The 24,825-nt window shown below is 73.3% G+C and carries 21 protein-coding genes; 18 read left to right on the forward strand and 3 right to left on the reverse strand.

What is annotated here, in order from left to right; all coding sequences use genetic code 11:
* Positions 1 to 145: 145 nt before the first annotated feature.
* The 13 genes from AC57BS_RS07195 (at position 146) to AC57BS_RS07255 (ending at position 13,531) form a co-directional block, all read left to right on the forward strand.
* Complete coding sequence (locus AC57BS_RS07195; protein WP_496410752.1) at positions 146 to 1,798, forward strand: DAK2 domain-containing protein; 1,653 nt, start codon at positions 146 to 148, stop codon at positions 1,796 to 1,798.
* An 18-nt stretch (positions 1,799 to 1,816) separates the two neighbouring features.
* Positions 1,817 to 4,024 (forward strand): ATP-dependent DNA helicase RecG, encoded by a 2,208-nt coding sequence (locus AC57BS_RS07200; RefSeq protein WP_496410753.1) that lies wholly within the window; start codon positions 1,817 to 1,819, stop codon positions 4,022 to 4,024.
* Between the two features lie 37 nt (positions 4,025 to 4,061).
* The gene (gene rsmD, locus AC57BS_RS07205) at positions 4,062 to 4,631 is read left to right on the forward strand and encodes a 16S rRNA (guanine(966)-N(2))-methyltransferase RsmD (protein ID WP_496410754.1); all 570 of its coding nucleotides are present in this window, start codon (positions 4,062 to 4,064) and stop codon (positions 4,629 to 4,631) included.
* Positions 4,632 to 4,670: 39 nt separating this feature from the next.
* Positions 4,671 to 5,159 carry a pantetheine-phosphate adenylyltransferase gene (gene coaD, locus AC57BS_RS07210; RefSeq protein ID WP_496410755.1) on the forward strand — a complete coding sequence of 163 codons (489 nt, stop codon included), beginning with the start codon at positions 4,671 to 4,673 and terminating at the stop codon, positions 5,157 to 5,159.
* A 124-nt stretch (positions 5,160 to 5,283) separates the two neighbouring features.
* Positions 5,284 to 5,832, forward strand: coding sequence for a YceD family protein (locus AC57BS_RS07215; RefSeq protein WP_496410756.1), 549 nt, complete (start codon positions 5,284 to 5,286; stop codon positions 5,830 to 5,832).
* 46 nt (positions 5,833 to 5,878) lie between these two features.
* Entirely contained in the window at positions 5,879 to 6,064 is a 186-nt protein-coding gene (gene rpmF, locus AC57BS_RS07220) for a 50S ribosomal protein L32 (RefSeq protein ID WP_129454709.1), read from the forward strand.
* Positions 6,019 to 6,813, forward strand: a complete 795-nt coding sequence (gene rnc / locus AC57BS_RS07225; protein ID WP_496410757.1) for a ribonuclease III — start codon at positions 6,019 to 6,021, stop codon at positions 6,811 to 6,813. Before rpmF ends, rnc begins: the two co-directional genes overlap by 46 nt.
* A gap of 3 nt (positions 6,814 to 6,816) precedes the next feature.
* Positions 6,817 to 7,674 carry a bifunctional DNA-formamidopyrimidine glycosylase/DNA-(apurinic or apyrimidinic site) lyase gene (gene mutM, locus AC57BS_RS07230; RefSeq protein WP_496410758.1) on the forward strand — a complete coding sequence of 286 codons (858 nt, stop codon included), beginning with the start codon at positions 6,817 to 6,819 and terminating at the stop codon, positions 7,672 to 7,674.
* Positions 7,675 to 7,769: 95 nt separating this feature from the next.
* Complete coding sequence (locus AC57BS_RS07235; RefSeq protein WP_496410759.1) at positions 7,770 to 7,964, forward strand: hypothetical protein; 195 nt, start codon at positions 7,770 to 7,772, stop codon at positions 7,962 to 7,964.
* Positions 7,965 to 8,156: 192 nt separating this feature from the next.
* Positions 8,157 to 9,401: an MFS transporter gene (locus AC57BS_RS07240; RefSeq protein ID WP_496410760.1), complete on the forward strand. Its 1,245-nt coding sequence runs from the start codon at positions 8,157 to 8,159 to the stop codon at positions 9,399 to 9,401.
* 36 nt (positions 9,402 to 9,437) lie between these two features.
* Positions 9,438 to 10,799: an FAD-binding oxidoreductase gene (locus tag AC57BS_RS07245; RefSeq protein ID WP_496410761.1), complete on the forward strand. Its 1,362-nt coding sequence runs from the start codon at positions 9,438 to 9,440 to the stop codon at positions 10,797 to 10,799.
* 28 nt (positions 10,800 to 10,827) lie between these two features.
* Positions 10,828 to 11,934, forward strand: coding sequence for a pyridoxal-phosphate-dependent aminotransferase family protein (locus AC57BS_RS07250; RefSeq protein WP_496410762.1), 1,107 nt, complete (start codon positions 10,828 to 10,830; stop codon positions 11,932 to 11,934).
* Positions 11,935 to 11,989: 55 nt separating this feature from the next.
* Positions 11,990 to 13,531, forward strand: a complete 1,542-nt coding sequence (locus AC57BS_RS07255; protein WP_496410763.1) for an LVIVD repeat-containing protein — start codon at positions 11,990 to 11,992, stop codon at positions 13,529 to 13,531.
* A gap of 15 nt (positions 13,532 to 13,546) precedes the next feature.
* On the opposite strand, the gene AC57BS_RS07260 is transcribed toward AC57BS_RS07255, so the two are convergent.
* The gene (locus tag AC57BS_RS07260; RefSeq protein ID WP_496410764.1) at positions 13,547 to 14,176 is read right to left on the reverse strand and encodes a hypothetical protein; all 630 of its coding nucleotides are present in this window, start codon (positions 14,174 to 14,176) and stop codon (positions 13,547 to 13,549) included.
* A 120-nt stretch (positions 14,177 to 14,296) separates the two neighbouring features.
* Between AC57BS_RS07260 and smc the strand changes: the two genes are divergently transcribed.
* From smc to ftsY, 5 genes are all read left to right on the forward strand, one after another.
* Positions 14,297 to 17,851: a chromosome segregation protein SMC gene (smc, locus tag AC57BS_RS07265; protein WP_496410765.1), complete on the forward strand. Its 3,555-nt coding sequence runs from the start codon at positions 14,297 to 14,299 to the stop codon at positions 17,849 to 17,851.
* Positions 17,848 to 18,315, forward strand: coding sequence for an acyl-CoA thioesterase (locus AC57BS_RS07270; RefSeq protein ID WP_496410766.1), 468 nt, complete (start codon positions 17,848 to 17,850; stop codon positions 18,313 to 18,315). Before smc ends, AC57BS_RS07270 begins: the two co-directional genes overlap by 4 nt.
* A 103-nt stretch (positions 18,316 to 18,418) precedes the next feature.
* The gene (locus AC57BS_RS07275) at positions 18,419 to 18,595 is read left to right on the forward strand and encodes a hypothetical protein (protein ID WP_496410767.1); all 177 of its coding nucleotides are present in this window, start codon (positions 18,419 to 18,421) and stop codon (positions 18,593 to 18,595) included.
* A gap of 65 nt (positions 18,596 to 18,660) precedes the next feature.
* Positions 18,661 to 19,572 (forward strand): class I SAM-dependent methyltransferase, encoded by a 912-nt coding sequence (locus tag AC57BS_RS07280; protein ID WP_496410768.1) that lies wholly within the window; start codon positions 18,661 to 18,663, stop codon positions 19,570 to 19,572.
* Between the two features lie 12 nt (positions 19,573 to 19,584).
* A complete protein-coding gene (gene ftsY / locus AC57BS_RS07285; RefSeq protein ID WP_496410769.1) occupies positions 19,585 to 20,745 on the forward strand; it encodes a signal recognition particle-docking protein FtsY in 1,161 nt (386 codons plus the stop codon).
* A 91-nt stretch (positions 20,746 to 20,836) separates the two neighbouring features.
* On the opposite strand, the gene AC57BS_RS07290 is transcribed toward ftsY, so the two are convergent.
* Positions 20,837 to 23,827 carry a glycosyltransferase family protein gene (locus tag AC57BS_RS07290; RefSeq protein WP_496410770.1) on the reverse strand — a complete coding sequence of 997 codons (2,991 nt, stop codon included), beginning with the start codon at positions 23,825 to 23,827 and terminating at the stop codon, positions 20,837 to 20,839.
* Entirely contained in the window at positions 23,817 to 24,761 is a 945-nt protein-coding gene (locus AC57BS_RS07295; protein WP_496410771.1) for a rhamnan synthesis F family protein, read from the reverse strand. Before AC57BS_RS07295 ends, AC57BS_RS07290 begins: the two co-directional genes overlap by 11 nt.
* Positions 24,762 to 24,825 lie beyond the last annotated feature (64 nt).

Below are 24,825 nucleotides of genomic sequence, written 5' to 3' on the forward strand. Positions count from 1 at the left end.
ACAGTAGCCGAGGACCGGCGCGAGGATGAAATCGGAAGCCGCGTCGTGGTCGGTCGCGTCGGAGCAGGGCACTACCCTGTGGCGCGCACCACATCGTACGACGCAGCACACGTCCGACCGCAGACACCGGGAGAGCACCGACGCGATGGAGCACGTCACCCACGGCATCACGCTGGACGGCGTCGCGCGCTTCGTCGAGATCGCGACCGACGCCCTGTCCTCGGCCCGCGAGGAGATCGACGCGCTCAACGTCTATCCCGTGCCCGACGGCGACACCGGCACCAACATGTTCCTCACCGTCTCCGCCGCTCGCGACGCGCTGCGCGAGGCCCGGGCGGCCACGCCCGACCTCGCGCTCGGCGACGGCATGGCGGTGCTGGCCCGCGCCGCGCTGATGGGCGCCCGCGGCAACTCGGGGGTGATCCTGAGCCAGATGCTGCGCGCCTACGTGCGCCACCTCGCCGGCGCCGCGATCGAGGACCGGCCGGCCGAGACGATCGCCGCGGCGATGGGTGAGGCCACCGAGGCGAGCTACGCCGCGGTCGGAACGCCGGTCGAGGGCACGATGCTCACGGTCTCGCGGGCCGCGTCCGACGCGGCGCTGGAGGCGGCCGGGCGCGGGGTCCGCACCCGCGACGTCTTCACGGCGGCGGCAGCGGCCGCACGCGAGGCGCTCGCCCGTACGCCCGAGCAGCTCGAGGTGCTGGCCCAGGCGGGTGTGGTCGACGCCGGCGGCCGGGGGCTGTGCGTGGTGCTCGACGCCGTCGAGACGACGGCCACCGGACGCCGGCCCACCCCGTGGTCGCCCCCGATCGGCACCCACCACATCCCGGTGGCGGCGGCGGTGCCGAGCGACGACCTCACCGAGGACGGGCCGGGCTACGAGGTGATGTACCTCCTCGACGCCGGCCCCGACGTCGAGGACGACGCGATCGCCGTGCTCCGCGAGACCCTCGCCGGCCTCGGTGACAGCCTCGTGGTGGTCGGCGGCGACGGCCTGTGGAACGTCCACGTCCACGTCGACGACGTCGGTGCCGCGATCGAGGCCGGCATCACCGCGGGCCGTCCGCACCGCATCCGGGTGACGCACTTCGCCGAGCAGGTCGCCGCCACCCGGCAGCGGAGCTCGACCCGTACGGGTCGCCGGGTCGTCGCGGTCGCTGCCGGGCCCGGGCTCGCCGCTCTGTTCGAGTCGGCGGGCGCCGTCGTCGTGGCGGGAGGGCCGGGCCAGCGTCCCTCGACCGGCCAGCTCCTCGAGGCCATCACCTCCTGCGGCGCCGCCGAGGTGGTCGTGCTGCCCAACGACGGCGACACCGTCCGCGCGGCCGAGATCGCCGCCCGCACCGCCGAGGCCGAGGACGACGTCTCGGTCGAGGTCATCCCCACGCAGGCCCAGGTGCAGGGGCTGGCCGCGATCTCGGTGCACGAGCCGGGCCGCGCCTTCGACGCAGACGTCCGCGAGATGACCGCGACCGCGCGCCACGCCCGCCACGGCGCCGTCACCGTGGCTTCCCGCCAGGCCATCACGATGGCCGGTCCGTGCGAGCCCGGCGACGCGCTCGGTGTCGTCGCCGGCGACTTCGCCGTCGTGGGTTCCGACCTCGAGGTCGTCGCCAATGACGTCCTCGAGCGGCTGCTCGCCGGCGGCGGTGAGCTCGTGACGATCGTGGCGGGTGAGGGCGGAGCCGAGCTCGCAGACCGGGTCGCCGCCCACGTCGAGGAGCGCCACCCCACGGTGGACGTCGCCGTCCACGACGGCGGCCAGCCGCGCTACCCGCTGCTGGTCAGCGTGGAGTGAACGGCTAGGAAGTCACCCATGGTCGCGATCACGCCGGACAGCCCGATCGGGTCGGTCTTCGGCAACCACCACAAGAAGCGCAAGCTCGCCGAGGAGGGCCTCGGGCTCGCCACGGTGGGTGACCTGCTGCGCCACTTCCCGCGCCGCTACGTCGCCGCCACCGAGCTCTCCGAGGTCGCCACCCCGGTCGTCGGCGAGCAGCTCACGATCGTGGGGGAGGTGCGCTCGTGCTCCAGCGCCCCGTTCAGCGCCGGCAACCGCCGCCAGTGGCGTACGACGATCCGCCTGCGCACCGACGGCCCCGACTTCTCCGTGACGCTGTTCAGCCCCTACAAGAACCTCGCGGACCGGCACGAGGCCGAGTTCGGGTGGGGGAGCCGGGCGCTGTTCACCGGCAAGGCCAAGCAGTTCCGGGGCAGCTGGCAGCTCGAGCAGGCCCACGGCTTCGCCCTCGACGGCGACGAGGGGGCGATGCTCAGCAAGCTGATCCCGGTCTACCCGCTCACCGCGAAGCTCTACACGTGGGACCTCCAGAAGGTCATCGCCGCCACCCTCGACCTGGTCACCGGGGTGCCCGACGTCTTCACGCCCGAGCTCCGCGAGCGGTTCGGTGTGCTCGACGTCATGCAGGCCCTGCGCTGGATCCACGCCCCCGACGAGTGGAGCCAGCTCGGCGCGGCGCAGAAGCGCTTCCGGTTCGAGGAGGCGCTGGTGCTCCAGCTGGTGCTCGCCCGGCGCCGCGCGGCCCACCGTGCCCAGGGCGCCCGGGCGCGCGTACGCCGCGACGACGGGCTGCTCGCCGCGTTCGACGCGCGGCTGCCGTTCGAGCTCACCGGCGGCCAGCGCGAGATCGGCGACCTCGTCGCCGACGAGCTCGGCCGCGACCACCCGATGAACCGTCTCCTCCAGGGCGAGGTCGGCTCCGGCAAGACCCTCGTCGCCCTGCGCGCCATGCTCCAGGTCGTCGACGCCGGAGGACAGGCCGCGCTGCTCGCCCCGACCGAGGTCCTCGCCCAGCAGCACCATCGTTCGATCTCAGGCCTGCTGGGCGACCTCGCCCAGGGCGGCATGCTCGGCGGCGACGCCGACGCGACCCAGGTCGTGCTGCTGACCGGGTCGATGGGCAAGGCCGCCCGCCAGGAGGCGATGCTCCGGATCGTCACGGGCGAGGCCGGCATCGTCATCGGCACCCACGCCCTGCTCGAGGACAGGATCGAGTTCGCCGACCTCGGCCTCGTCGTCGTCGACGAGCAGCACCGCTTCGGAGTGGAGCAGCGCGCCGCGCTGACCGACAAGGCCGGTACCCCGCCGCACGTCCTCGTGATGACGGCGACCCCGATCCCGCGCACGGTCGCGATGACCGTGTTCGGCGACCTCGAGACCTCCGTGCTCGCCGAGCTCCCGGCCGGCCGGGCGCCGATCCAGACCAACGTCGTCCCGCTCGCCGACCAGCCCTCGTGGCTCGAGCGGGTGTGGCAGCGGGTCCGCGAGGAGGTCGAGAAGGGGCACCAGGTCTACGTCGTGTGCCCCCGCATCTCCGGAGACGCAGGGGAGGAGGGCGAGACCGACCAGGTCGACGTCGACGACGACGGCAGGGAGATCGCGCCCAAGCGGTCCCTCGCCGCGGTCGAGGAGGTGCACGCCGAGCTCTCGTCCGGTCCGCTCGCCGGGCTGCGCACCGCGACCCTGCACGGCCGGATGCCGCCCGACGACAAGGACCGCACCATGCGCGCCTTCGCGGCCGGCGAGGTCGACGTGCTCGTGTCCACCACCGTCATCGAGGTCGGCGTCGACGTGCACAACGCGACCACGATGGTGCTGCTCGACGCGGACCGGTTCGGCGTCTCCCAGCTCCACCAGCTGCGCGGGCGCGTGGGCCGTGGCGGGCTCCCCGGCCTGTGCCTGCTGGTCTCCCACGCGGAGCTCGGGTCGCCCGCACGCGACCGCCTCGACGCGGTCGCCGCGACCACCGACGGCTTCGAGCTGAGCCGTGTCGACCTCGAGCAGCGGCGCGAGGGCGACGTGCTCGGGGCCAGCCAGTCCGGGTTCAGGTCCGGGCTCGTCACACTTCGGGTGTTGCGCGACGAGAAGACGATCGTCCGTGCCCGCGAGGCCGCCGAGGCGCTACTCTCCGAGGATCCTGCGCTCGCGCAGGCGCCCGCCCTCGCCGCAGCCGTCGCCGAGGTCGAGCGCTCGGCGGCGTCGGCCTACATGGACAAGGGCTGAGGCGAGGAATGAACGGAGAAGGGCTGAGCACGGGGACATGACTCGGATCATCGGGGGAACGGCCGGCGGGCGTCGGCTGGAGACGCCGCGCGGCCAGACGACCCGGCCCACGAGCGACCGCGTGCGCGAGGCGCTCTTCTCGGCGATCGAGTCGAGGACCGGCTCGCTCGACGGCCTGCGGTTCCTCGACCTGTACGCCGGCTCGGGCGCCGTCGGCCTCGAGGCGTGGTCGCGCGGCGCCGGTGTCGTGACGATGGTCGAGCAGGACCGGCGTACGGCTGCTCTGATCACCCGCAACGCCGCAGCACTGGGCTTCTCGCGCGCCCGGGTCGTGGCTGGCTCGGTGGGCGCCTTCCTCGCCTCGCCCCCCGCGGCGCCCTACGACGTCGTCTTCTCCGACCCGCCCTACCCGATGTCCGACGCGGACGTCGACGCCGACCTCGTCGCGCTGGTCGCCCACGGGTGGCTCGTGCCGGGGGCGCTCGTGGTGGTCGAGCGAGCCGCCAAGCGCACCGTCGTCACGTGGCCCGGCGGGATCGAGGAGGACCGGACGAAGCGCTACGGCGAGACCGCGCTTTGGTACGGTCACGCCACCCCGGCACCCTGACCTCCACCCTCGGGAGCCCCTGATCGAAGGGAGTCCAGCGTGCGTCGCGCTGTCTGCCCCGGGTCGTTCGACCCGGTGACCAACGGCCACCTCGACATCGTCGGCCGGGCCGCCAAGCTGTTCGACGAGGTCGTCGTCGCCGTCGGCGTCAACATGAGCAAGAACCGCCTCTTCACCCCCGAGGAGCGCATCACGATGCTCGAGGAGGCCACGGGCGAGCTCGCCAACGTGCGCGTCTCCGGCTTCGACGGCCTGATCGTCGACTTCTGCCGCGAGATCGGGGCGGTGGCCATCGTCAAGGGGCTGCGCGGGGCCGGCGACTACGAGTACGAGCTGCCGATGGCGCAGATGAACTCCCACCTCACCGACGTCGAGACCGTGTTCCTGCCCGGCGCCGTCGGCAACGCCTTCGTCTCCTCCAGCCTGATCAAGGAGGTCGCGGCCCTCGGCGGCGACGTACGCGGCCTGGTCCCCGAGGCGGTCCGCGAGCAGCTCGTGGCACGGCTCGCGGAGCGCTCGTCGCGATGACCGGGCGGCCCCGCCCGCCACTCGTTTTGCCCCGGTGCCCGGGCGGCGGATACGATTCCGAGGTTGTGTTGGTGTCCAGACGTGGGAGTTCGACGTGAACAGCCTGGACCCGAGGGCGCCGCTCGTGCTTGACACTCGCGAGCTCGGCCGCCGCCCGGGGTCCCAGCGTGAGCTCGAGCTCTCCGTTCCGGCACCAGCAGAACTTGGCATCGAAGTCCTCTCTGTCCCCGAAGGATCGCCGGTCGAGCTCGACCTGCGGCTCGAGGCGGTCATGGAGGGAGTGCTGCTCACGGGCACGGCCACGGCCGTGCTCGCGGGGGAGTGCGTACGGTGCCTGGAGCCGATCGAGGACGAGATCCACGTCACGCTCCAGGAGCTCTACGTCTACCCCGACCAGCACGACAAGGCCGCGGAGCACGACGACCGCGACCTCGACGACGAGACCAGCCTGCTCGAGGACGACCTGCTCGACCTCGAACCCCTGCTGCGGGACGCGGTGGTGCTCGCACTACCGTTCCAGCCGCTGTGCATGGACGATTGCCCCGGATTGTGCACCGAGTGCGGTGCGCGACTCGCGGACGACCCGGACCACGCGCACGACGCACCGATCGATCCGCGCTGGTCAGGACTCCAGCAGCTGCAGGCAGAAACCGAGCAGGACCCACACGACTGACCACCTCGCCGGGAGCCCCCGGTGGAGCAAGCAACAGGAGACAACCATGGCTGTTCCCAAGCGGAAGATGTCGCGCAGCAACACGCGCCACCGCCGTTCGCAGTGGAAGGCCGTCGCGCCGACCCTCGTGACGTGCGCCAACCCCGCCTGCGGCTCCAAGCACCTCCCGCACCGTGCGTGCGGCCAGTGCGGCCAGTACGGCGCCAAGGCCGACCGCCGCCAGGTCCTCTGACCACCGACGAGCTCCGCGCAGCGCTCGGTGATCCGGTCCTGGATCCCGAGCTGCTGCAGCGTGCCCTGACGCACCGCTCGTTCGCCTACGAGAACGGGCAGATCCCGACCAACGAGCGCCTGGAGTTCCTCGGCGACTCGGTGCTCGGGGTCGTGGTCACCGAGACGCTCTACCGCGCCCACCCGGACTTCTCCGAGGGCCGGCTGGCCAAGCTGAGGGCCGCGGTCGTCAACGCCCGCGCCCTGGCCGACGTCGCCCGCGAGATCGAGCTCGGCCAGCACATCATGCTGGGTCGCGGCGAGGAGACCACCGGTGGCCGCGACAAGGCCTCGATCCTCTCCGACACGGTCGAGGCGGTCATCGGCGCCATCCACCTCAGCGGCGGCATCGACGAGGCCGCCAAGGTGGTCCACCGGCTCTTCGACCCGGTGATGCAGGCCGCTGCGTCGATGGGTGCCGGCCTCGACTGGAAGACCTCCCTCCAGGAGCTCTCCGCCGACCTCGGCCTGGGGGTCCCCGAGTACCTCCTCGAGGACGACGGCCCGGACCACATGAAGACCTTCGTCGCCCGCGTGCGCGTCGGCGAGCAGGTCCTCGGCAACGGCACCGGCCGCTCCAAGAAGGAGGCCGAGCAGGGCGCCGCCGAGACCGCCTACCGCGAGATCAAGGCCGCGCAGTCCGCGGTGAAGTCCGCCACGGAGCCCGCCGCCGAGCAGCCCGCGGCGGAGCAGGCCCCGGCCGACGCCTGACCCGTGCCCGAGCTCCCCGAGGTCGAGGTCGTCCGCGCCGGCCTCGAGCGCCACGTGGTCGACAGCATCATCGAGTCCGTCGAGGTGCTGCACCCCCGCCCCGTACGCCGCGACCACCGCGGCTCGACCGGCTTCGTCGCGGCCCTCGTCGGCCAGCGCATCGTGGCCGTGCGCCGCCGCGGCAAGTACTTCTGGCTCGCCCTCGCGAGCGGCGACGCCCTCCTCGGCCACCTCGGGATGAGCGGGCAGATGCTCCTCCACGAGCCCGGAGCCCCCGACGAGCGGCACCTGCGCGTCCGGTTCACGCTCCGTACGCCCGCCGGCGCCCCCCTCGGGATGCGCTTCGTCGACCAGCGGATGTTCGGGGGCCTGGTCGTCTCGGCAGGCGGGGCCGACCTGCCGACCGAGATCGCGCACATCGCCCGCGACCCGATCGATCCGGAGTTCGACGACGACGAGTTCGTGCGGCGCGCGCGGCGGCGTACGTCCGCCATCAAGCGACTGCTGCTCGACCAGGGGCTCATCTCCGGCGTCGGCAACATCTATGCCGACGAGGCGCTGTGGCGCGCGCGGCTGCACGGCGAGCGGCCGGGGGACCGGCTGACCGGCCCCGTCCTGCGCGGACTGCTCGGCCACGTCCGCGACGTCATGGGCGAGGCACTCGCCCAGGGCGGGACGTCCTTCGACGCGCTCTACGTCAACGTCAACGGCGAGTCCGGCTACTTCGACCGCTCGCTCGACGCGTACGGCCAGGAGGGCGAGCCGTGCCGGCGCTGCGGCACCCCCATCCGTCGCGTCGCCTTCATGAACCGCTCGTCCTACTTCTGCCCGCGTTGCCAGCGCCGGCCGCGCTCGCGCTGACCTCCGCCCCGCATTGACCGCGGCCCCACGCGGTGGGACTCTTGTAGACGGCCGGTTCGCCGGCCGGTCGATCCGTCTTTGTCGAAAGGTTCCCCATGGCCAAGGCGCTGTTGGGTCATCTGAACAGCGATGCGCGGACCACGACGGCTCTCGCCGTCGAAAACCGCCGGCTCCGGCGTCGCGTCGACGACCTCGAGGCGCTGGTCCTGCGCCTCCAGGCCGACAACGACCGGCTCGCTGCCGCCGCACGCGACGAGCAGCTGACGGTCGAGGAGCTCCAGCCCGTCTGAGCCCCGCCCGGGCCGGACGTCGCGGCCTACGGTCCACTGGGTGGGGAAGTCCGACGCCTGGAGGCCGTTGTACACCCCCCGAAGTGACGGACTCCCCGCTCGAGCGGGGAGTCCCCGGGCGGCAGGGACTCCCGCGCCGGGCCGGATGTCGCGGTGCGGGCACCCCGGCCGCGTGCGTACGCTCCGGTGCTTGTGAGCCGCCTCGTCGAGACCGTCCTCCCCGCACGTCTCGGCCCGGGGTTCCGCTGGCTGGTCGGGTCGTCGTGGGTGACCAACCTCGGCGACGGGATGCTCATCGCGGCAGGCCCCCTGCTCGTCGCCTCCCAGACCCGCAACCCGATCCTCGTCGCGTCCGCGATGGTGGCGCTGCAGGCGCCGTGGCTGGTCGTCGGGCTGTTCGCCGGCGCACTGGCGGACCGGCTGGACCGGCGGGTGGTCATCATGGTCGCCAACTCCGTGCGAGGCCTCGTGCTCGCCGGGCTGTGCGCCGTGATCGCGACCGGTCACGTCAACATCGCGATCGTGCTCGCGGCCATGCTCGCCCTCGGCACGGCCGAGACGTTCGTCGACGCCACGGCCGGCACCCTCACCCCGATGCTGGTCGAGAAGCGCGACCTCGGCATCGCCAACTCCCGACTGATGGCCGGCATGATCACCGGCAACCAGCTCGTGGGCCCCGCGGTCGGGGCGCTGCTCTTCTCGGTCGGCATGGTGTGGCCGTTCGTCCTCACCGTGGCCTGCATCGCGGCCGGAGTGGTGCTCGTCGCGCGCATCGGGACCCCGCGCGGGGCGGTGCGTGCGGACGTCGACACCCACATCCGCCAGGACATCGCGGGCGGTGTGCGGTGGCTGATGGGCAACCCGCCCGTCCGCACGCTGGCGCTCATCATCGTCGTCTTCAACGTCACCTGGGCGGCGCCGTGGTCGGTGCTCGTGGTGTGGGCCCTCGACCGGGTCGGGATCGACGAGGCGGGCTTCGGCCTGCTCACCACCGCGGCCGCACTGGGCGGCCTGCTGGCGACCTTCTCCTACGGCCGCCTCGAGCGGCGCGTACCGCTGGCCACGCTGATGCGGGCCGTGCTCCTCGCCGAGGTGCTGTTCCACCTCGCGATGGCGTTCACGACCTCGCCGTGGGCGGCGTACCCGCTGATGTTCTTCTTCGGTGCGTACGCCTTCGTGTGGGGCACGCTGTCGCAGGCCGTGCGCCAACGCGCGGTGCCGAGCGAGCTGCAGGGACGGGTCGGCTCGGTCTACATGATCTGCGTGATGGGCGGCATGCTGGCCGGCTCGCTGCTCGGCGGCGTGATCGCGCAGGTGTGGGGGCTCACCGCGCCGTGGTGGTTCGCCTTCGTCGGATCGGGACTCACGCTGGCTCTGGTGTGGCGCTCGCTGGCACACATCGCCCACGCCGACGAGGCGGCCACGGCGTCGTCCTGAGACCCCTGCCTGCGGGCGAGGTGGTTCGATGGCGGGATGGAAGCCCTCGCCGAGCTCGTCGAGTCCCTGCCTCCCGGCGTCGTCGCCACGGACCCCGCCACGGTCGAGGGCTACCGCTACGACTGGTCGCGCGACACCGGTGCCGGCACCCCGGTCGCGGTGGTCCGCGCGGAGGACGCCGGCCAGGTGCAGGTGGCCGTCCGATGGGCCGCGAAGCACCGGGTGCCGGTCGTCCCGCGAGGAGCGGGCTCCGGGCTGTCCGGCGGGGCCAGCGCGGTCGACGGCGGCATCGTGCTGAGCCTCGAGCGGATGCGGGCGATCGAGATCGACCCCGACTGCCAGGTCGCGGTGGTCGAGCCCGGCGCGTTCAACGCCGAGGTCAAGGCGGCCTCCCGCGAGCACGGCCTCTGGTACCCCCCGGACCCCTCGTCGTACGAGATCTGCTCCATCGGCGGCAACGTCGCCACCAACGCCGGTGGGCTGTGCTGCGTGAAGTACGGCGTGACCACCGACTACGTCCTCGGCCTCGACGTCGTCCTCGCGGACGGCACCCTCGTCACGCTCGGGGGCAACCGGATCAAGGACGTCGCCGGACTGTCGCTGGTCAAGCTCTTCGTCGGGTCCGAGGGAACCCTCGGGATCGTCACCCGCGCCGTCCTCCGCCTCGTCCCCCTGCCGCTCCCGGCGGCGACCCTCGTGGCGTCCTTCGCCTCCGTGGTCGACGCCGCGGAGGCCGTCGTCGCCGTACGCCGGACGCTGCGGCCCTCGATGATGGAGCTGATGGACCGGGCCTCCATCAACGCGGTCGAGGACTACTCGCCGCGCGGCCTCGACCGGGACGCGGGCGCGTTGCTGGTGGTGCAGTCCGACGCACCCGGTGACGCGCGCACCGCCGAGATCGCGACGGTCGAGGCCGCCTGCATCGCCGCCGGCGCCACCGAGGTAGCGGTGACCGACGACCCCGACGAGGGAGAGATGTTCGTCGCGGCCAGACGAGCGGCCTTCCCCGCGGTGGAGGCGCGCGGCGCACTCCTGCTCGAGGACGTCGGGGCGCCCGTACCCCTGCTCCCGGACCTGCTCGCCGCCGTCGCCGAGGTCGCCGCCCGCCACGACGTGGAGATCCCCACCGTCGCCCACGCCGGTGACGGCAACACCCACCCGATCATCGTCTACGACGCAGCCGACCCCGACTCGGAGCGTCGCGCGCGCGCGGCGTTCGACGACATCCTGAGCGCCGCGATCCGGCTCGGCGGCACCATCACCGGCGAGCACGGCGTGGGCCGTACGAAGAAGGCAGCCCTCCCCGAGCAGCTCGGCGAGGACGTGATGGCGCTGACCCGGCGGATCAAGGACGCGCTCGACCCGGACGGCATCCTCAACCCGGGAGCGGTGCTGTGACGACGGTCCATTCGCTACGGTCGCTGCCATGATCCGCGAGCGCCACCTCTTCGGTCCCGGTCCGTCCAACCCCTACCCCGAGGCCACCCGGGCCCTCGCCGAGCCCCTGCTCGGCCACCTCGACCCGGAGTTCCTCCGGATCATGGACGAGACCTGCGACATGCTGCGCACCGTCTGGGGCACGGACAACGCCCGTACGCTCCCTCTGAGCGCCACCGGCTCCGCCGGCATGGAGGCGGCCTTCGTCAACACGGTGCACCCCGGTGACGTCGTCGTGGTCGCGGTCAACGGCCTCTTCGGCCAGCGGATGACCGATGTCGCCGCCCGGTGCGGCGCCGAGGTCGTCGCGGTCGAGCACGACTGGGGCCAGCCGGTCGACGTCGACCGCGTCCTGGCCGCCCACCCCTCGCCGGCGATCATCGCCGCCGTGCACGCCGAGACGTCCACCGGCGTCCGCTCCGACATCGCCGCGCTCGGCGCCGGGCTCCGCTCGCAGGGGAGCGACGCCCTGCTGCTCGTCGACGCGGTCACCTCGATCGGCGGCATCGAGCTGCGCGCCGACGACTGGGGCATCGACGTTGGCTACGCCGGCACCCAGAAGTGCCTCGGTGTCGCCCCCGGCCTCGCGCCCTTCACCATCGGCGACCGGGCGTTCGACCGCCGGGTGGAGAAGCCGCGCTCGTGGTACCTCGACCTCGGCATGCTCGGCGGCTATGTCGGCGAGGCGGGCGTCAAGGGCGGCCAGCGCACCTACCACCACACCGCGCCGACGGCGATGGTCGCCAGCCTCCACGCGGGCCTCACCCGCATCCTCGAGGAGGGCCTCGAGGCCGTCTGGGCCCGCCACCAGGCCGCGGGCGACGCGCTCCAGGCCGGGCTGCAGGACATGGGCCTCGAGCTGTTCGCGGCCGAGGGCCACCGCCTGCCCGACCTCACCACGGTGAAGGTGCCCGAGGGCGTCGACTCCGCAGCGGTCCGCAAGGAGCTCCTCGAGCGGCACGGCATCGAGATCGGTGCCGGCGCGGGAGCGTACGCCACGAGCGTGTGGCGCATCGGCCTGATGGGGCCCAACGCGCGGCCCGACGCGGTGCTGCTCGTGCTCGCCGCGCTGAAGGACGTGCTGGATCGTGCCTGAGGCGTGGCCGGTGGCCCGGGCATAACCCGCGCGCCTCGCGGGTCGTTGGACGCGCATGCGCCCCGCCACCCCCGTACGCCTGGCCGTCGTCGGCGTCCTGGTCCTCGCGCCCGTCCTGAGCAGCACGTCCGCCCACGCCCACAGCGACCGTGAGCGGGCCGAGCGGATGGCGCAGACCTACGACGCGGGGCTCACCGTGCCGTTCGTCGCCTCGCCCAACGTCCGGCTCGCGGCCACGCGGCCGGGCAGCGCCGGGATCTCGGGGTGCTTCCTGCACTCCGCGCCCTACTTCGTGATGTCAGGGCTCGACGACGTCACGGTCTACGACGTGAGTGATCCGGTCTCGCCGCGGGAGGTCGGCTCGATGCCGAGCGCGCAGTTCGAGAACGAGGCGATGAACTGCGGCGAGCGCAAGGTCTCCCGCACCCGCACCGACCGGTTCGCGATGATCGGGGTGGATCTCTACCAGGCGTCCCCGGACGACCTCGAGCACGTCAACGACCCGGTCACCGGCGACTACGAGCTGGTCGTCGTCGACGTCAGCGACCCCACGAACCCGCACGTGCGCTCGCGGGTCGCGTCGACGACCAGCACCCACACGGTCACCTGCATCGACGGCACCGACTGCCGCTACGCCTACTCCGCCGGCGACGACTCGGAGGTCGCCGGACAGGGCAGCTTCTCGATCTTCGACCTCACCGATCTCGACCGGCCGGTCGAGGTCGACAGCGACCCCGCCACGCCCGGCACCCAGCCGTTCCGCTCGGACGCCGTCGGGTGGGGCGGGCACAAGTGGAACCTGGACGAGGCCGGCTTCGCGACCCACACCGGTGCCGGTGGGTCGTACGTCTTCGACGTGCGCGACCCCCTCCGCCCGGTCGAGGTCGCCAACACCGGTGCTGCCGGCGACTCGGCCCGCGACGGCGCGGTCAACCACTTCAACGACTTCATCCACCACAACAGCCACCGGCCCAACGCGAACGCCTTCCGGCCCGACACACCCCCGTCGCTGGCCAACGGCAACGTCCTGATCGTCACCGAGGAGGACTACGAGGACCCCGACTGCTCGACGGCCGGCTCGTTCCAGACGTGGCACGTCAAGCGCCTCGACGGCTCGGACGGGTCGATCGTGCCGCTCGCCAAGGTCGAGCTCGCCGACCTCGGCACCTACCCGGTGCCGGTGGGTGCCTTCTGCTCCTCGCACTGGTTCGACTTCCACCCCAGCGGCATCGCCGCCGTCGGCTTCTACGGCGGCGGCACGCAGCTGATCGACGTCACGGACCCGACGAAGCCCGTCAGCCACGGCTTCGCCACCTGGGGCGCCTCGGAGGTGTGGGACTCGATGTGGGTGCCGGTCTACAACCGCAAGGGCGTCGCCACGTCCCAGAGGACCAACCTGGTCTACTCGGTCGACCTCGTGCGCGGCCTCGACGTCTACGTCGTCGACGTGCCGGGTGACGGCATCGGCACGCTGCCGTCCGTGGAGCCGCCGGCCGGTGTCACGGGTGCGGCGATGGTGCCCGGGACCGTCCTCGGCGGCAGCGTGATGATGGCGCTGCTGCTGCACAAGCGGCGCCGGCACCTCGCCCACGCCTGAACGCGCCCGCCCCGCTCAGCCGAGGCGATCGGCCGCCAGCCGGCCGAGGGCGACGACGTCGTCCTTCGGGGGACGTACGTCGGTGAAGCCCACGTCCAGGACCGAGACCGTGCGACCGACACGGACCGCCAGCACCCGACGCCAGTCGACGGAGCCGCCCTGGAACCAGCCGATGAGCATCCCTGCGGACTGGTCCCCGACGCGCGGGGGAAGCCAGGCGCGGTTCTTGAGCCGTACGTCGCCGCCCTCCCCGTCGTCGGTGTCCACGTCACCCACGCACCGCGTGCTGAAGTGGCGGTAGCGCCGGACGAGGTCCTTCGCCTCACGCGCGGAGGCGAAGCGGACGACGTTCTGGTCGATGAGCGTCACGGACCGGCGGCGGACCTCGGGCGACACGCTGCCCAGGATCCGGCTGGTGCCGCGGACCAGCAGGTCCTGGTCGTCGCAGCCCCGCGGGGCGAAGAGCGGTGAGCGCAGCACGATGCGCGACGGGTCGCGCATGTCGGGATAGACGGTCTGGTGCTCGGCCAGGGTGAGCAGGTGGTCGCGGCTGACGGGAGCGGACGCCGACAGCGCCGGCGCGGGGGCGAGCAGGGCCAGGACGAAGACCAGGACGGACACCGGGGCGAGGGCGGTCAGGCGCATGCCCCAGCATGGCGGCGTGCCACGCCCGTGCGCAACGGCCTCCGGAGGCGGCTGGTGTCGTAGGGTGAGCGGCGCTGAGCTTCCCCAGTCGTCAGTCTCCCTTCCGGTGAGGAGCCCGCGTTGTACCTGAAGAGCCTGACCCTGAAGGGGTTCAAGTCCTTCGCCTCCTCGACGACCATGCAGCTCGAGCCGGGCATCACCTGCATCGTCGGCCCCAACGGGTCGGGCAAGTCCAACGTCGTCGACGCGCTCGCGTGGGTGATGGGTGAGCAGGGCGCCAAGAGCCTGCGCGGCGGCAAGATGGAGGACGTCATCTTCGCCGGTACGTCCGGCCGGCCGCCGCTGGGCCGCGCGGAGGTGCAGCTGACCATCGACAACTCCGACGGCGCGCTCCCGATCGACTACGCCGAGGTCACGATCAGCCGCACGATGTTCCGCAACGGCGGCTCGGAGTACGCCATCAACGGCAGCGGCTGCCGTCTGCTCGACGTGCAGGAGCTGCTCAGCGACTCCGGCATCGGGCGCGAGATGCACGTGATCGTCGGGCAGGGCCAGCTCGACTCGATCCTGCACGCGACCCCGGAGGACCGCCGCGGCTTCATCGAGGAGGCCGCAGGAGTCCTCAAGCACCGCAAGCGCAAGGAGAAGGCGCTCCGCAAGCTCGACGCCACCGACGGCAACCTCACCCGGCTCGCCGACCTGCTGTCCGAGATCCGCCGCCAGCTCAAGCCGCTCGGGCGCCAGGCCGAGGTGGCGAGGCAGGCCCAGACGGTGCAGGCCGACGTGCGCGACGCGCGGGCCCGGCTCCTGGCCGACGACCTGGTCACCGCCCGTACGGCCCTCGAGTCCGAGCTGGCCGACGAGTCGGTGCTCCTGGAGCGGCGCGAGCAGGTCGAGGCCGAGATCGCCGCCGGGCGCGAGCAGGAGGCCCGGCTCGAGGCGACGCTGCGTGACGACCTGCCCCGGCTGGCGGCTGCGCAGGAGACGTGGTTCGCGCTGTCCGGGCTCAAGGAGCGGTTGCGCGGCACCGCGTCGCTCGCCGACGAGCGGATCCGCAACGCGGCCGGTGCGTCCGAGGGTGACACCGTCGACTCGGGACGCGACCCCGACGACCTCGAGGCGCAGGCCGAGCGCGTGCGGCGGCAGGAGGCGGAGATCGCGGAGCAGGTGGAGGCCCACCGCGCCGCGCTCGACGCCGCGGTCGTGGCCAAGCGCGCGGCCGAGGAGGCCGCCGCGGAGGAGGACAAGCGGATCGCCGGGCTCCAGCGCGCCGCCGCCGACCGTCGCGAGGGACTGGCCCGCCTCACCGGCCAGGTCAACGCCCTGACCTCGCGCTCCGAGGCCGCCGACGCCGAGATCCAGCGGCTCACCGAGGCCCGCGAGGAGGCCGTGACGCGCGCCGAGCGGGCGCAGCGCGACTTCACCGCGCTCGAGACCAGGGTCGCCGGCCTCGACGCCGGCGAGGAGGGCCTGGACTCCGAGCACGAGGAGGCCGTGGCCGTCCTCGACGACGTCGACGAACAGCTCGCCAGGGCCCGGGAGGACTCCCAGCAGGCCGATCGCGACCGTGCCGGGCTCGTCGCCCGGCGCGACGCCCTCGAGCTCGGCCTCAACCGCAAGGACGGTGCAGGCGCCCTGCTCGCCGCCACCGACAAGGTCGGCGGCCTGCTCGGCTCGGTCGCCGCGCTCCTCGACGTGGACCACGGCTACGAGACGGCCGTGGCGGCCGCCCTCGGCACCGCCGCCGACGCGGTCGTGGTCGCCGACCCCCACGCCGCGATCGAGGCCATCGGCCACCTCAAGGACGACGACCTGGGTCGCGCCGGGCTGGTGCTCGGCGGGGCGCCCGCCGCCGACCGCGACTGGCCCGGGCTGCCCGCGGGCGTGCCCTATGCCGTCGACGTGGTCTCCGCACCCGAGGACGTACGCCCCGCGCTGGTGCGCCTGCTGCACAAGGTCGCGGTCGTCGACGACCTCGACGCCGCCCGCCGACTCGTCGAGGAGCTCCCCGACGTGGTGGCGGTGACGCGCGAGGGCGACCTGCTCGGCGCCCACTTCGCGGCCGGTGGGTCCACCAGCCAGCCCAGCCTCATCGAGATCCAGGCTGCCGTCGACGAGGCCACCAGCAAGCTGGCCGAGGCCACGGCGGTGTCGGAGCGGCTCGGGTTCGAGATCTCGCGGCTCGAGGCCGCCCGCCACGACGCGCTCAAGCGCGTCGACGTCGCCCTGGCCAAGCTGCACGAGTCCGACGCCACGCTGGCAGCGGTGGCCGAGGAGCTCGGCCAGTACGGCTCCGCGGCCCGCGCCGCCAAGGGCGAGGCCGATCGGCTCGAACGCGCCATCGCCACCGCTCGCGAGGCGCGCGAGAAGGACCTCGCTGGGCTGGCCGAGCTGCAGGCGCGGCTGCAGGCGGCCGAGGACGTCACCGACGAGGAGCCCGACACCTCCGAGCGCGAGCGGCTCGCCGAGGCCGCCCGCGAGGCCCGTCAGGGCGAGATGGACGCCCGGCTCGCCCTCCGTACGGCCGAGGAGCGCGCCCGCGCGCTGCACGGGCGCGCCGACTCCCTGCTGCGGGCCGCCCAGGCCGAGCGGGACTCGCGGGCGCGCGCCGCCGAGCGCCGCGAGCGGCTGGTCCGCGAGGGGCGCGCCGCCCAGGCGGTGGCGGTCGCCGTACGCGTCGTGCTGCACCAGCTGGAGCGCTCGGTGATGCTGGCCGCCGACGAGCGGGCCGCCGTCGAGGAGTCCCGCCGGGGGAGCGAGGAGCAGCTCATGACCGTGCGCACCCGGCTGCGCGACCTCGGGCGCGAGCACGACGAGCTGGTCAGCTCCGTGCACCGCGACGAGATGGCCCGCACCCAGCAGAAGATGCGCATCGAGCACCTCGAGGAGCGCGCGCTCGAGGAGCTCGGTCTCGACCCGGACGGCCTCGTCGCCGACTACGGCCCCGAGACGCTGGTCCCCTTCACCGGGCAGGTGCCCGACGGCGAGGAGCCACCCGAGCCGACCCCCTTCGTGCGCGAGGAGCAGGTCAAGCGGCTCCGGACCGCGGAGCGCTCGCTTTCCATGCTCGGGCGGGTCAACCCGCTCGCGCTGGAGGAGTTCTCCGCGATGGAGGAGCGGCACAAGTTCCTCACCGAGCAGCTCGAGGACCTCAAGCGCACCCGCAAGGACCTCCTCGACATCGTCCGCGAGGTCGACGCCCGCGTCGAGCAGGTGTTCACCGAGGCGTACGCCGACGTGGAGAAGGCCTTCGACCAGACGTTCGCGCGGCTCTTCCCCGGTGGCGAGGGCCGGCTGGTGCTCACCGACCCGAGCGACATGCTCAACACCGGCATCGAGGTCGAGGCGCGACCGGCCGGCAAGAAGGTCAAGCGGCTGTCGCTGCTCTCCGGTGGCGAGCGGTCGCTGGTCGCGGTCTGCTTCCTCGTCGCGCTGTTCAAGGCCCGGCCCTCGCCGTTCTACATCCTCGACGAGGTCGAGGCCGCGCTCGACGACACCAACCTCGGCCGCCTGCTGGAGATCTACGAGGAGCTGCGCGAGAACTCCCAGCTCCTCGTGATCACCCACCAGAAGCGCACCATGGAGGTCGGCGACGCGCTCTACGGCGTCACCATGCGCGGCGACGGCGTCTCGGCCGTGATCAGCCAGCGGCTGCGTGACGCGGAGCCGGCGTGAGCGCACCCCCCGACCGTCCCGCCCGGCCGACGCGGGCCGACTACGTCGCGTGGCGCACCGCCACCACCCGGTGGCGCGACGACGACGCCTACGGCCACCTCAACAACGCGACCTACTACGAGCTGTTCGACACCGCGGTCAACGCCCACCTCTACGAGGCGACCGGGCTCGACGTACGCGCGCTGCCGCAGATCGGGGTCGTCGCCGAGACCGGGTGCCGCTACTTCCGCGAGATCAACTTCCCCGAGCCGATCGAGATGGGCCTCGTGGTGGACCGGGTCGGCACCAGCTCGATCGTCTACCGGATCGGGCTCTTCCAGGGACCGTCGGACGAGGCGGCGGCCGAGGGTCGTTTCGTCCACGTCTACGTCGACAACTCCCGCGGCGCGGGGGACCGGCCGGTGACGCCCGTCCCCGACGTGGTCCGCGCGGCCGTCCTGCCCCTCCTGCGCGACCCTGCGTGACGGTCCTCACCGCGACGCGCCGCAGGACCTCGCCGGTTCACGGACGGCACCGTCGGTGTGGGACGGTGGAGGGAACCCGACCGGCCCACCTCGGAGGAATCCCGTGCTCGCGATCGTTGTGATGATGACCCTCGGCGTGCTCGTCGCCGTCGGCGTCGCCGTCTATGTCGCCTACCCCCACCGTGGCGAGGAGATGCCCGTCGCCCCCCAGCTGGGCAACGCCATGCGCAAGGGCGTCGACGCCCTCCCGACGCTGGAGGACTCGGAGTCCCGCGTCTGACGAACCCGGACCGGCGGATCGGCGCGGCACCCCACGACGGGGTCGCAACGGGCTAGCGTGCCAGCGTGACCGGCTCACGCCACGACGTGCAGAGGGCCTACTGCGCGGCCTGCGGGACGAGGGTGTCCCGGGAGTTCCGTCCGGGACCGGACGGGCGCCCCGGCGCGAAGTGCCCGCGGTGCGGGAGCCTCGAGCGGCACCGGTTCCTGTCCCTCCTGCTGGGTGCGCTCGGGCCTGACCTGCGCGACCTCGACACGGTCGTCGAGATCGCCCCCTCACGGCAGTCGACGCCGCTGATCGACCGGCTGGGCGCCCGTCGTCGGGTGCGGCTCGACCTCGGCCACGACAAGCGGGACGTCGACGCCCTCGCCAGCCTCACCGCGCTGCCGCTGCGCGACGCCTCCGTGGACCTCCTGGTCTGCTACCACGTCCTCGAGCACGTCCCCGACGACTGCACCGCCATGCGCGAGATCGCCCGCGTGCTCAGCCCGCGCGGCATCGCGCTGCTCGAGGTGCCGATCAGGATGGGGATGGCGACCGAGGAGGATCCCCTCGCCGCGCCCGAGGACCGGGTCCGCCGGTTCGGCCAGGCCGACCACGTGCGGTGGTACGGCGACGACTTCGACGACCGCCTCGCGACCGCGGGGCTCGCCTCGGTCCGGGTCACGCCTCCTGCGCTGGTCGGCGACGCCGCCGTGTCGTGGTTCCACCTGATGGAGCACGAGGTGGTGTGGGTCGCCCGACCGGGCCACGGCTGTGCCACACCGATGCTGCCGGGCAGCGGATCCGGACTGGCCGCGGCGTTCGACGCGCTGCTCGCCGACCTCGCGCGGGCCGAGAGCCGGCTCGACCGGGCGCGGGCGCGGGTCGACCGGCTGGCGGCGCAGCGCGACGCCCTCCGGGCCCGGCTGGTCGTCGATCCGGCCTCGGCCGGGCGTCCGGTGCTCACCCGCCTGCGTCGCGCCGTGCACCTCTGATTGGATTGCCCCATGGGTGACTGGCTCTATCTGATCATCGCCATCGCGGTCGTGGGTGTCCTCACGCTCGCCGGCCTGCTGACCTCCGGGCGCCGCCGCAAGGCCGTGCCTCCGAGGAGCACGACCGACGTGATCGTCCCGTCGCCGACGGAGACGGACACCGCGACCGGGGCGCCACCGGAGCCGGCGGTCGACACCGCCGAGCCCGTCGTGACGGAGGCGGCCGTGGAGGCGCCGCCGGCCGTCGAGAGGCCGGAGAGCACGGCGTCGCGGCTCGTACGCCTGCGCCAGCGCCTGTCGAGGTCGCAGGGCGGGCTCGGCAAGGGCCTGCTGTCGCTGCTGAGCCGTGACCGGCTCGACGAGGACACGTGGGAGGCGATCGAGGACACCCTCCTCACCGCCGACGTCGGCGTCGCGCCCACGCAGGCGCTCGTCGAGAGGCTGCGTACGCGCCTGCGCGTCGAGGGCGGTCAGGCGCCCGACCCCCGCACCGTGCTGCGCGAGGAGCTGATCGAGCTCGTCGGCACCGACCTCGACCGCCGCGTCCAGGTCACCGGAGAGGACGGCAAGCCCGGCGTGGTGCTGGTCGTGGGCGTCAACGGCGCCGGCAAGACGACCACCGTCGGCAAGATCGCCCGCATCCTCGTCGCCGAGGACCTCACCGTGACCCTCGGCGCGGCCGACACCTTCCGCGCGGCAGCCGTCGACCAGCTGGCCACCTGGGGCGAGCGCGTCGGCGTCGAGGTCGTCCGCGGGCCCGAGGGCGGCGACCCCGCCAGCGTGGCGTTCGAGGCCGTCAAGCACGGCATCGACAACGGCGTCGACACGGTCCTGGTCGACACGGCCGGTCGGCTCCAGAACAAGGCCGGGCTGATGGACGAGCTCGGCAAGATCAAGCGCGTCATCGAGAAGCAGGCCGCCGTCACCGAGGTGCTGCTCGTGCTGGACGCGACGACCGGGCAGAACGGCCTCATCCAGGCCCGCGTCTTCAGCGAGATCGTCGACGTCACCGGCATCGTCCTCACCAAGCTCGACGGCTCCGCCAAGGGCGGGATCGTGGTGCAGGTGCAGCGCGAGCTCGGGGTGCCGGTCAAGCTCGTCGGCCTCGGCGAGGGACCCGACGACATGGCGCCGTTCGAGGCGTCGGCGTTCGTGGACGCGCTCCTCGGCTGAGCCGAACGCGGCGCTCACGTGGGGGCGTGTGCCAACTGACCGGTTGGCACGCCAACTCGTGAGTTGGCGGCCCGCAGGAGAGCGTGCCCGGTCAGCGGCGGGCGAGCAGGTGGCGTACGGCGTCGTCGACGAGCGTCTCGGCCCGCTTGTCGAAGCTGTGCTCGGCGATGATCCGGTGGGCGATCTCGCGGCGCGTGGCGTTGTCGGGGAACGCCTCGTAGGGGGGCTTCACCAGGCGGGCGAGCTCGTGCTCGTTGTCGAAGGGCAGCGCCAGGCCCGAGAAGATCTCCTCGAGCCCGTCGATGCGGTCGCTGAGGATGCGGGCGCCGCACGCGGCCGCGTCGAAGAGCCGGTTGGAGGCGAAGCTGTCGCGCCGCATGTCGAGGTGGTGGTCGTTGAGCACGATCCCGGCGGACGCGTAGAGCACGCCGACCTCACGGTTGTCGACGCCACCGGAGGCGATCTGGTCGCGCTCGACGAACTCCGTCCAGTCGTTGCCGTGGAGGGTCAGGTCGGCGCCGATGGCGAGCGCGCTGCGCACGGCGTAGCGGTAGACGCCGCGCGAGTTGCCGACGAAGAGCAGCGCGGGGCCGGTGTCGGGCTCGGCGCGGTCGGGGTGGAACCACCGGGTGTCGGTGCACTGCAGGAGCGGCTCGATCGGGGTGCCCCACTCGCGGCTCATCCGGGTGGCCCAGCTGGTGCTGGCGGCGTACACGAGGTCGAAGTCGGCGACCTCGTCGGGCGTGATCATGTCGGGGTGGCTGATGATCCACTCGACGTTGAGCAGGCCCGGGCGCGGGGCCACCCGGTCGAGCCCACGCAGCACGAGCAGCACGTCGTCGTGGTCGCGGGAGTCGCGGTCGCGCGCGTCGCGCCGGTCGATGGCGACGTGCTGGCCCCGTCGCTCGAGGGCGTCGGCGAGCGATCGCGCGAAGTAGGTGTCGCCCCACCGGTCGCCGCGCTGCGCCGCCGGGGCGGCGATGTCGACGGCCCACCGCAGCCGCGGGGGCGTCTCGTGGATCCCCTCGATCGCGCGGACGACCAGCTCCGGCACCAGCACCGCAGGGGCGCCGCGGTCCTCGGGGTCGGCGGTGACGCGACGGTTGCGCTGGGCGGTCACCTCGAGCCCGGCGGAGGCGAGCAGCTCGGGGGCGGCGTCGGGCGGAGGCGCGGCGCCCGCGTGCACGGTGGACCGCAACGAGGACAGCGCGCCGATGAGCTCCTCGGCGCTCGCGTAGGGCGTGCGGGAGGTGATCACGGTGTCGGGCACCAGCACGGAACCGCCCAGCCCCGCGCGCCGGGCGCGCAGTCCGAGGTCGGTCTCGGCGAGGACGGAGTGGAAGCGCGCGCTCAGCCCGCGGAGTGCGACGGCCGTCTCGGTGCGTACGGCCACCATCGGCGCCGCGGGGGCCGCGATCGCGCACCGGCCGATCCGTACGGCGTCGCTGCTGGGCAGCCCGGAGAGGAACAGCTCCGGGTGGGGGCTGTCCGGACCGAAGCGGGCACCGGCGCTCAGCACGACGCCGTCGAGGTCCACGACGAGCGGCTGGGCCACCGCGACGTCGGCGCCGCGGACGACCTCGGCCAGCTCGTGCGCGATCGGCTGTCGCGGCGGCATCGCCTCGGGGCGGACCAGCAGCACGGTGCTTCCGGCAGCGGCCGCGATGCCGACGTTGGTGGCCGCGGAGGTGGAGACGGCCGTGGGCACCGAGACGAAGCGGGCGCCGGAGATGATCGCCGCGATCGACGCGGCCAGGACGTGGTGCGCACGGCGCAGCCGCACGCCGACCAGGATCAGCTCGGACCCCTCACGCGGCACCGACCCCAGCCACTCGACGGTGCGCCGCGGCTCGGTGCCCACCGGCATGACGTGGCTGACCAGGTCCTCCTCGGTCTCCCGCGCGGCCGCGGCGTCCCAGTCCACGAGCTGCCGCTCGAGGACGACCGAGCCCCAGTCGTCGGCGAACCCCGGCTGCGGGGCGTCGGGGCGCTTGAGGGCCGGTACGTCGACGGCGAGCGGGTCGTGGTCGCGGGTCAGCCGGAGCAGCAGGTCGCGCTCGACGGCCCCGCCGAGGCTCTCGTCGAACCCGCCGACGTCCTTCACGGCGTCGCGGCGCAGCAGCGCGGTGGTGAGGTCGACCGGGCGCCCCGTCACGAGCTCCAGGCGCGAGCGCGCCACCGCTCCGGTCCCGGCGAGGACGGCCGCCGCGCCCGTGTGGTGCGCGTGGGCGAGCAGGTCGGCGAGCATCTCCGGCAGCCACTCGCGCCCGAGGGGGAGGACGGCGACGTGCTCGGCCGTGCCGTGCTCGAGGGCGACGTTGAGCGCATGGGCCTCCCCGCACCGCCCCTCCCGGACGAGGGTCACCCGGTCGTCGAAGGCCGCGACGCCCTGGAGGACGGCTGCGGTGTCGTCGAGGGATCCGCGGTCGACCGCGACGAGGTGCCAGTCGGTGAAGGTCTGGGCCTGGAGGGACGCGACGGTCCTGCGGACCTGCGGGCCGGCGTCCTGGGCGGCCATCACCACGGTCACCGCAGGGGACGTCCCGAGGGTCGCGGGCAGCGCCGGTGTCGGGCCGACCAGCCCGGGTCGCTCGCGCACGACCTCGTCGCGCCACTGGGCGGCGGCGTCGATGGCGGCCGCGCGATAGGTGGACCAGGACACCTTGCGGGGCAGGATCCGGGTCGGCAGCGGCGTGCCGGGTCCCGACACCGAGAGCCAGTAGGACAACGCGCCGTAGGGGTGGTGCCGGGCCTCGGGGTGGGCCGCGAAGATGATCCGCGGGTCGACCAGCGGGTGCGGGGCGATCCGGTTGCGGCGCCGGCGCTCCGAGACGTACCAGAGCACGGGGTGCTGGCCCAGCCGCTGCCACGACCGGCGGCGTCCGATCCACTGGGCCTCGAAGAGCGGGTGGGGGGAGACGTCCCCGGCGGCCACCGCGGCGCGGGCGGCCTCGGCGACGGAGTCGAAGGTGGTGCCGAGCTGTGCGGCGACGTAGTCGGCGTCGACGAGGCCGGAGTCCACCAGGACCTCTGCGGCGTCGTCGAACCGCACCGGTCCCGGCCGGCGACGCTCACCGCGCATCGGAGTACCTCACGCGCGGGAACAGCGGCTCGAGGGCCAGCGGCGTCGGCAGCAGCCGCTCGGTGTCGCGGAGGGGGTAGTACTGCGCGGTCTCCTCGAGGAACTCGCGCACGCCGTCGAAGCGCTGGGGGAAGCGACGCTCGCACAGCTCGAGCAGGCGCTTGGCGTCGAGGTTGTAGGGGTCGTAGCGCAGGGTGTCGATCTTGACGTAGGGCAGCCGGGCGTTGTCGAGCACCCGGTCGGCCAGGCTGCGTGCCGGGTTCCACGGCTCGTTGGCGCGTTCGCGCCACTCGCGGACCTCCGCGCGCGTACGCGGGAAGCTCGAGCGGTGCGCGGCCCACCAGCGCATCCGCTCGCGCGCGATCCGGCGGTCCTCGGGGGTCTCGACGAAGTAGGTGTCGGAGACGAAGCCGGCGTCGTAGAGGCGGCGCGACATCCCGATCTCGTAGCGCCGGATGACCTGCCGGCGCTTGGAGATCGGCTCCATCTCCTCCCAGAAGCGGGTGAAGGCGTGCGAGGAGACCACCCACGGGCGGAACGCGACGAAGAACGACTGGATGTGCGGTGCGAGGCGCTCGGCGGCGGTGAGGCCCCAGAAGTCGCAGGGCCGGGTGGCCATCTCGGCGAAGACCGGGTCGTAGGAGTCGAGCGCGAAGACATAGGTGTCGTTGCAGACCACCACCTCGTCGTACGCAGTCAGGTCGCCCGCCGCGTCGAGGCCGACCTTGTAGCTGAAGAAGTCGTAGCCGTAGTTGGCGCGCTCCACGACCCTCGCGCGCTCGTTGAGCCAGGCGCGGGCGGAGTCCTGCAGGCTGGCGGTCGTGCACACCAGCAGGGTGTCGACCGACGCGGCCAGCGCCTCCACCTGACCGCGCACGTGGGGCCGCAGCTCCCCGGCGACGTCGTAGTGCGCCATCACGGCCAGTCTGGACACGGCCGAACACTAACAAGGCGGGTTCCGGGGCCGGTCCGTTCACACACCTGTAACACGAGGGCTG

Source organism: Nocardioides sp. BGA-UO-ETr-FS32 (assembly GCF_059567905.1).

What these genes read in the sequence shown, in the direction of transcription:
- AC57BS_RS07195 (WP_496410752.1), top strand. Translation starts at nt 146, where the DNA reads ATGGAGCACGTCACCCACGGCATCACGCTGGACGGCGTCGCGCGCTTC.
- AC57BS_RS07200 (WP_496410753.1), top strand. Translation starts at nt 1,817, where the DNA reads ATGGTCGCGATCACGCCGGACAGCCCGATCGGGTCGGTCTTCGGCAAC.
- rsmD (WP_496410754.1), top strand. Translation starts at nt 4,062, where the DNA reads ATGACTCGGATCATCGGGGGAACGGCCGGCGGGCGTCGGCTGGAGACG.
- rpmF (WP_129454709.1), top strand. Translation starts at nt 5,879, where the DNA reads ATGGCTGTTCCCAAGCGGAAGATGTCGCGCAGCAACACGCGCCACCGC.
- AC57BS_RS07235 (WP_496410759.1), top strand. Translation starts at nt 7,770, where the DNA reads ATGGCCAAGGCGCTGTTGGGTCATCTGAACAGCGATGCGCGGACCACG.
- AC57BS_RS07245 (WP_496410761.1), top strand. Translation starts at nt 9,438, where the DNA reads ATGGAAGCCCTCGCCGAGCTCGTCGAGTCCCTGCCTCCCGGCGTCGTC.
- AC57BS_RS07250 (WP_496410762.1), top strand. Translation starts at nt 10,828, where the DNA reads ATGATCCGCGAGCGCCACCTCTTCGGTCCCGGTCCGTCCAACCCCTAC.
- AC57BS_RS07255 (WP_496410763.1), top strand. Translation starts at nt 11,990, where the DNA reads ATGCGCCCCGCCACCCCCGTACGCCTGGCCGTCGTCGGCGTCCTGGTC.
- AC57BS_RS07260 (WP_496410764.1), bottom strand. Translation starts at nt 14,176, where the DNA reads ATGCGCCTGACCGCCCTCGCCCCGGTGTCCGTCCTGGTCTTCGTCCTG.
- ftsY (WP_496410769.1), top strand. Translation starts at nt 19,585, where the DNA reads ATGGGTGACTGGCTCTATCTGATCATCGCCATCGCGGTCGTGGGTGTC.
- AC57BS_RS07290 (WP_496410770.1), bottom strand. Translation starts at nt 23,827, where the DNA reads ATGCGCGGTGAGCGTCGCCGGCCGGGACCGGTGCGGTTCGACGACGCC.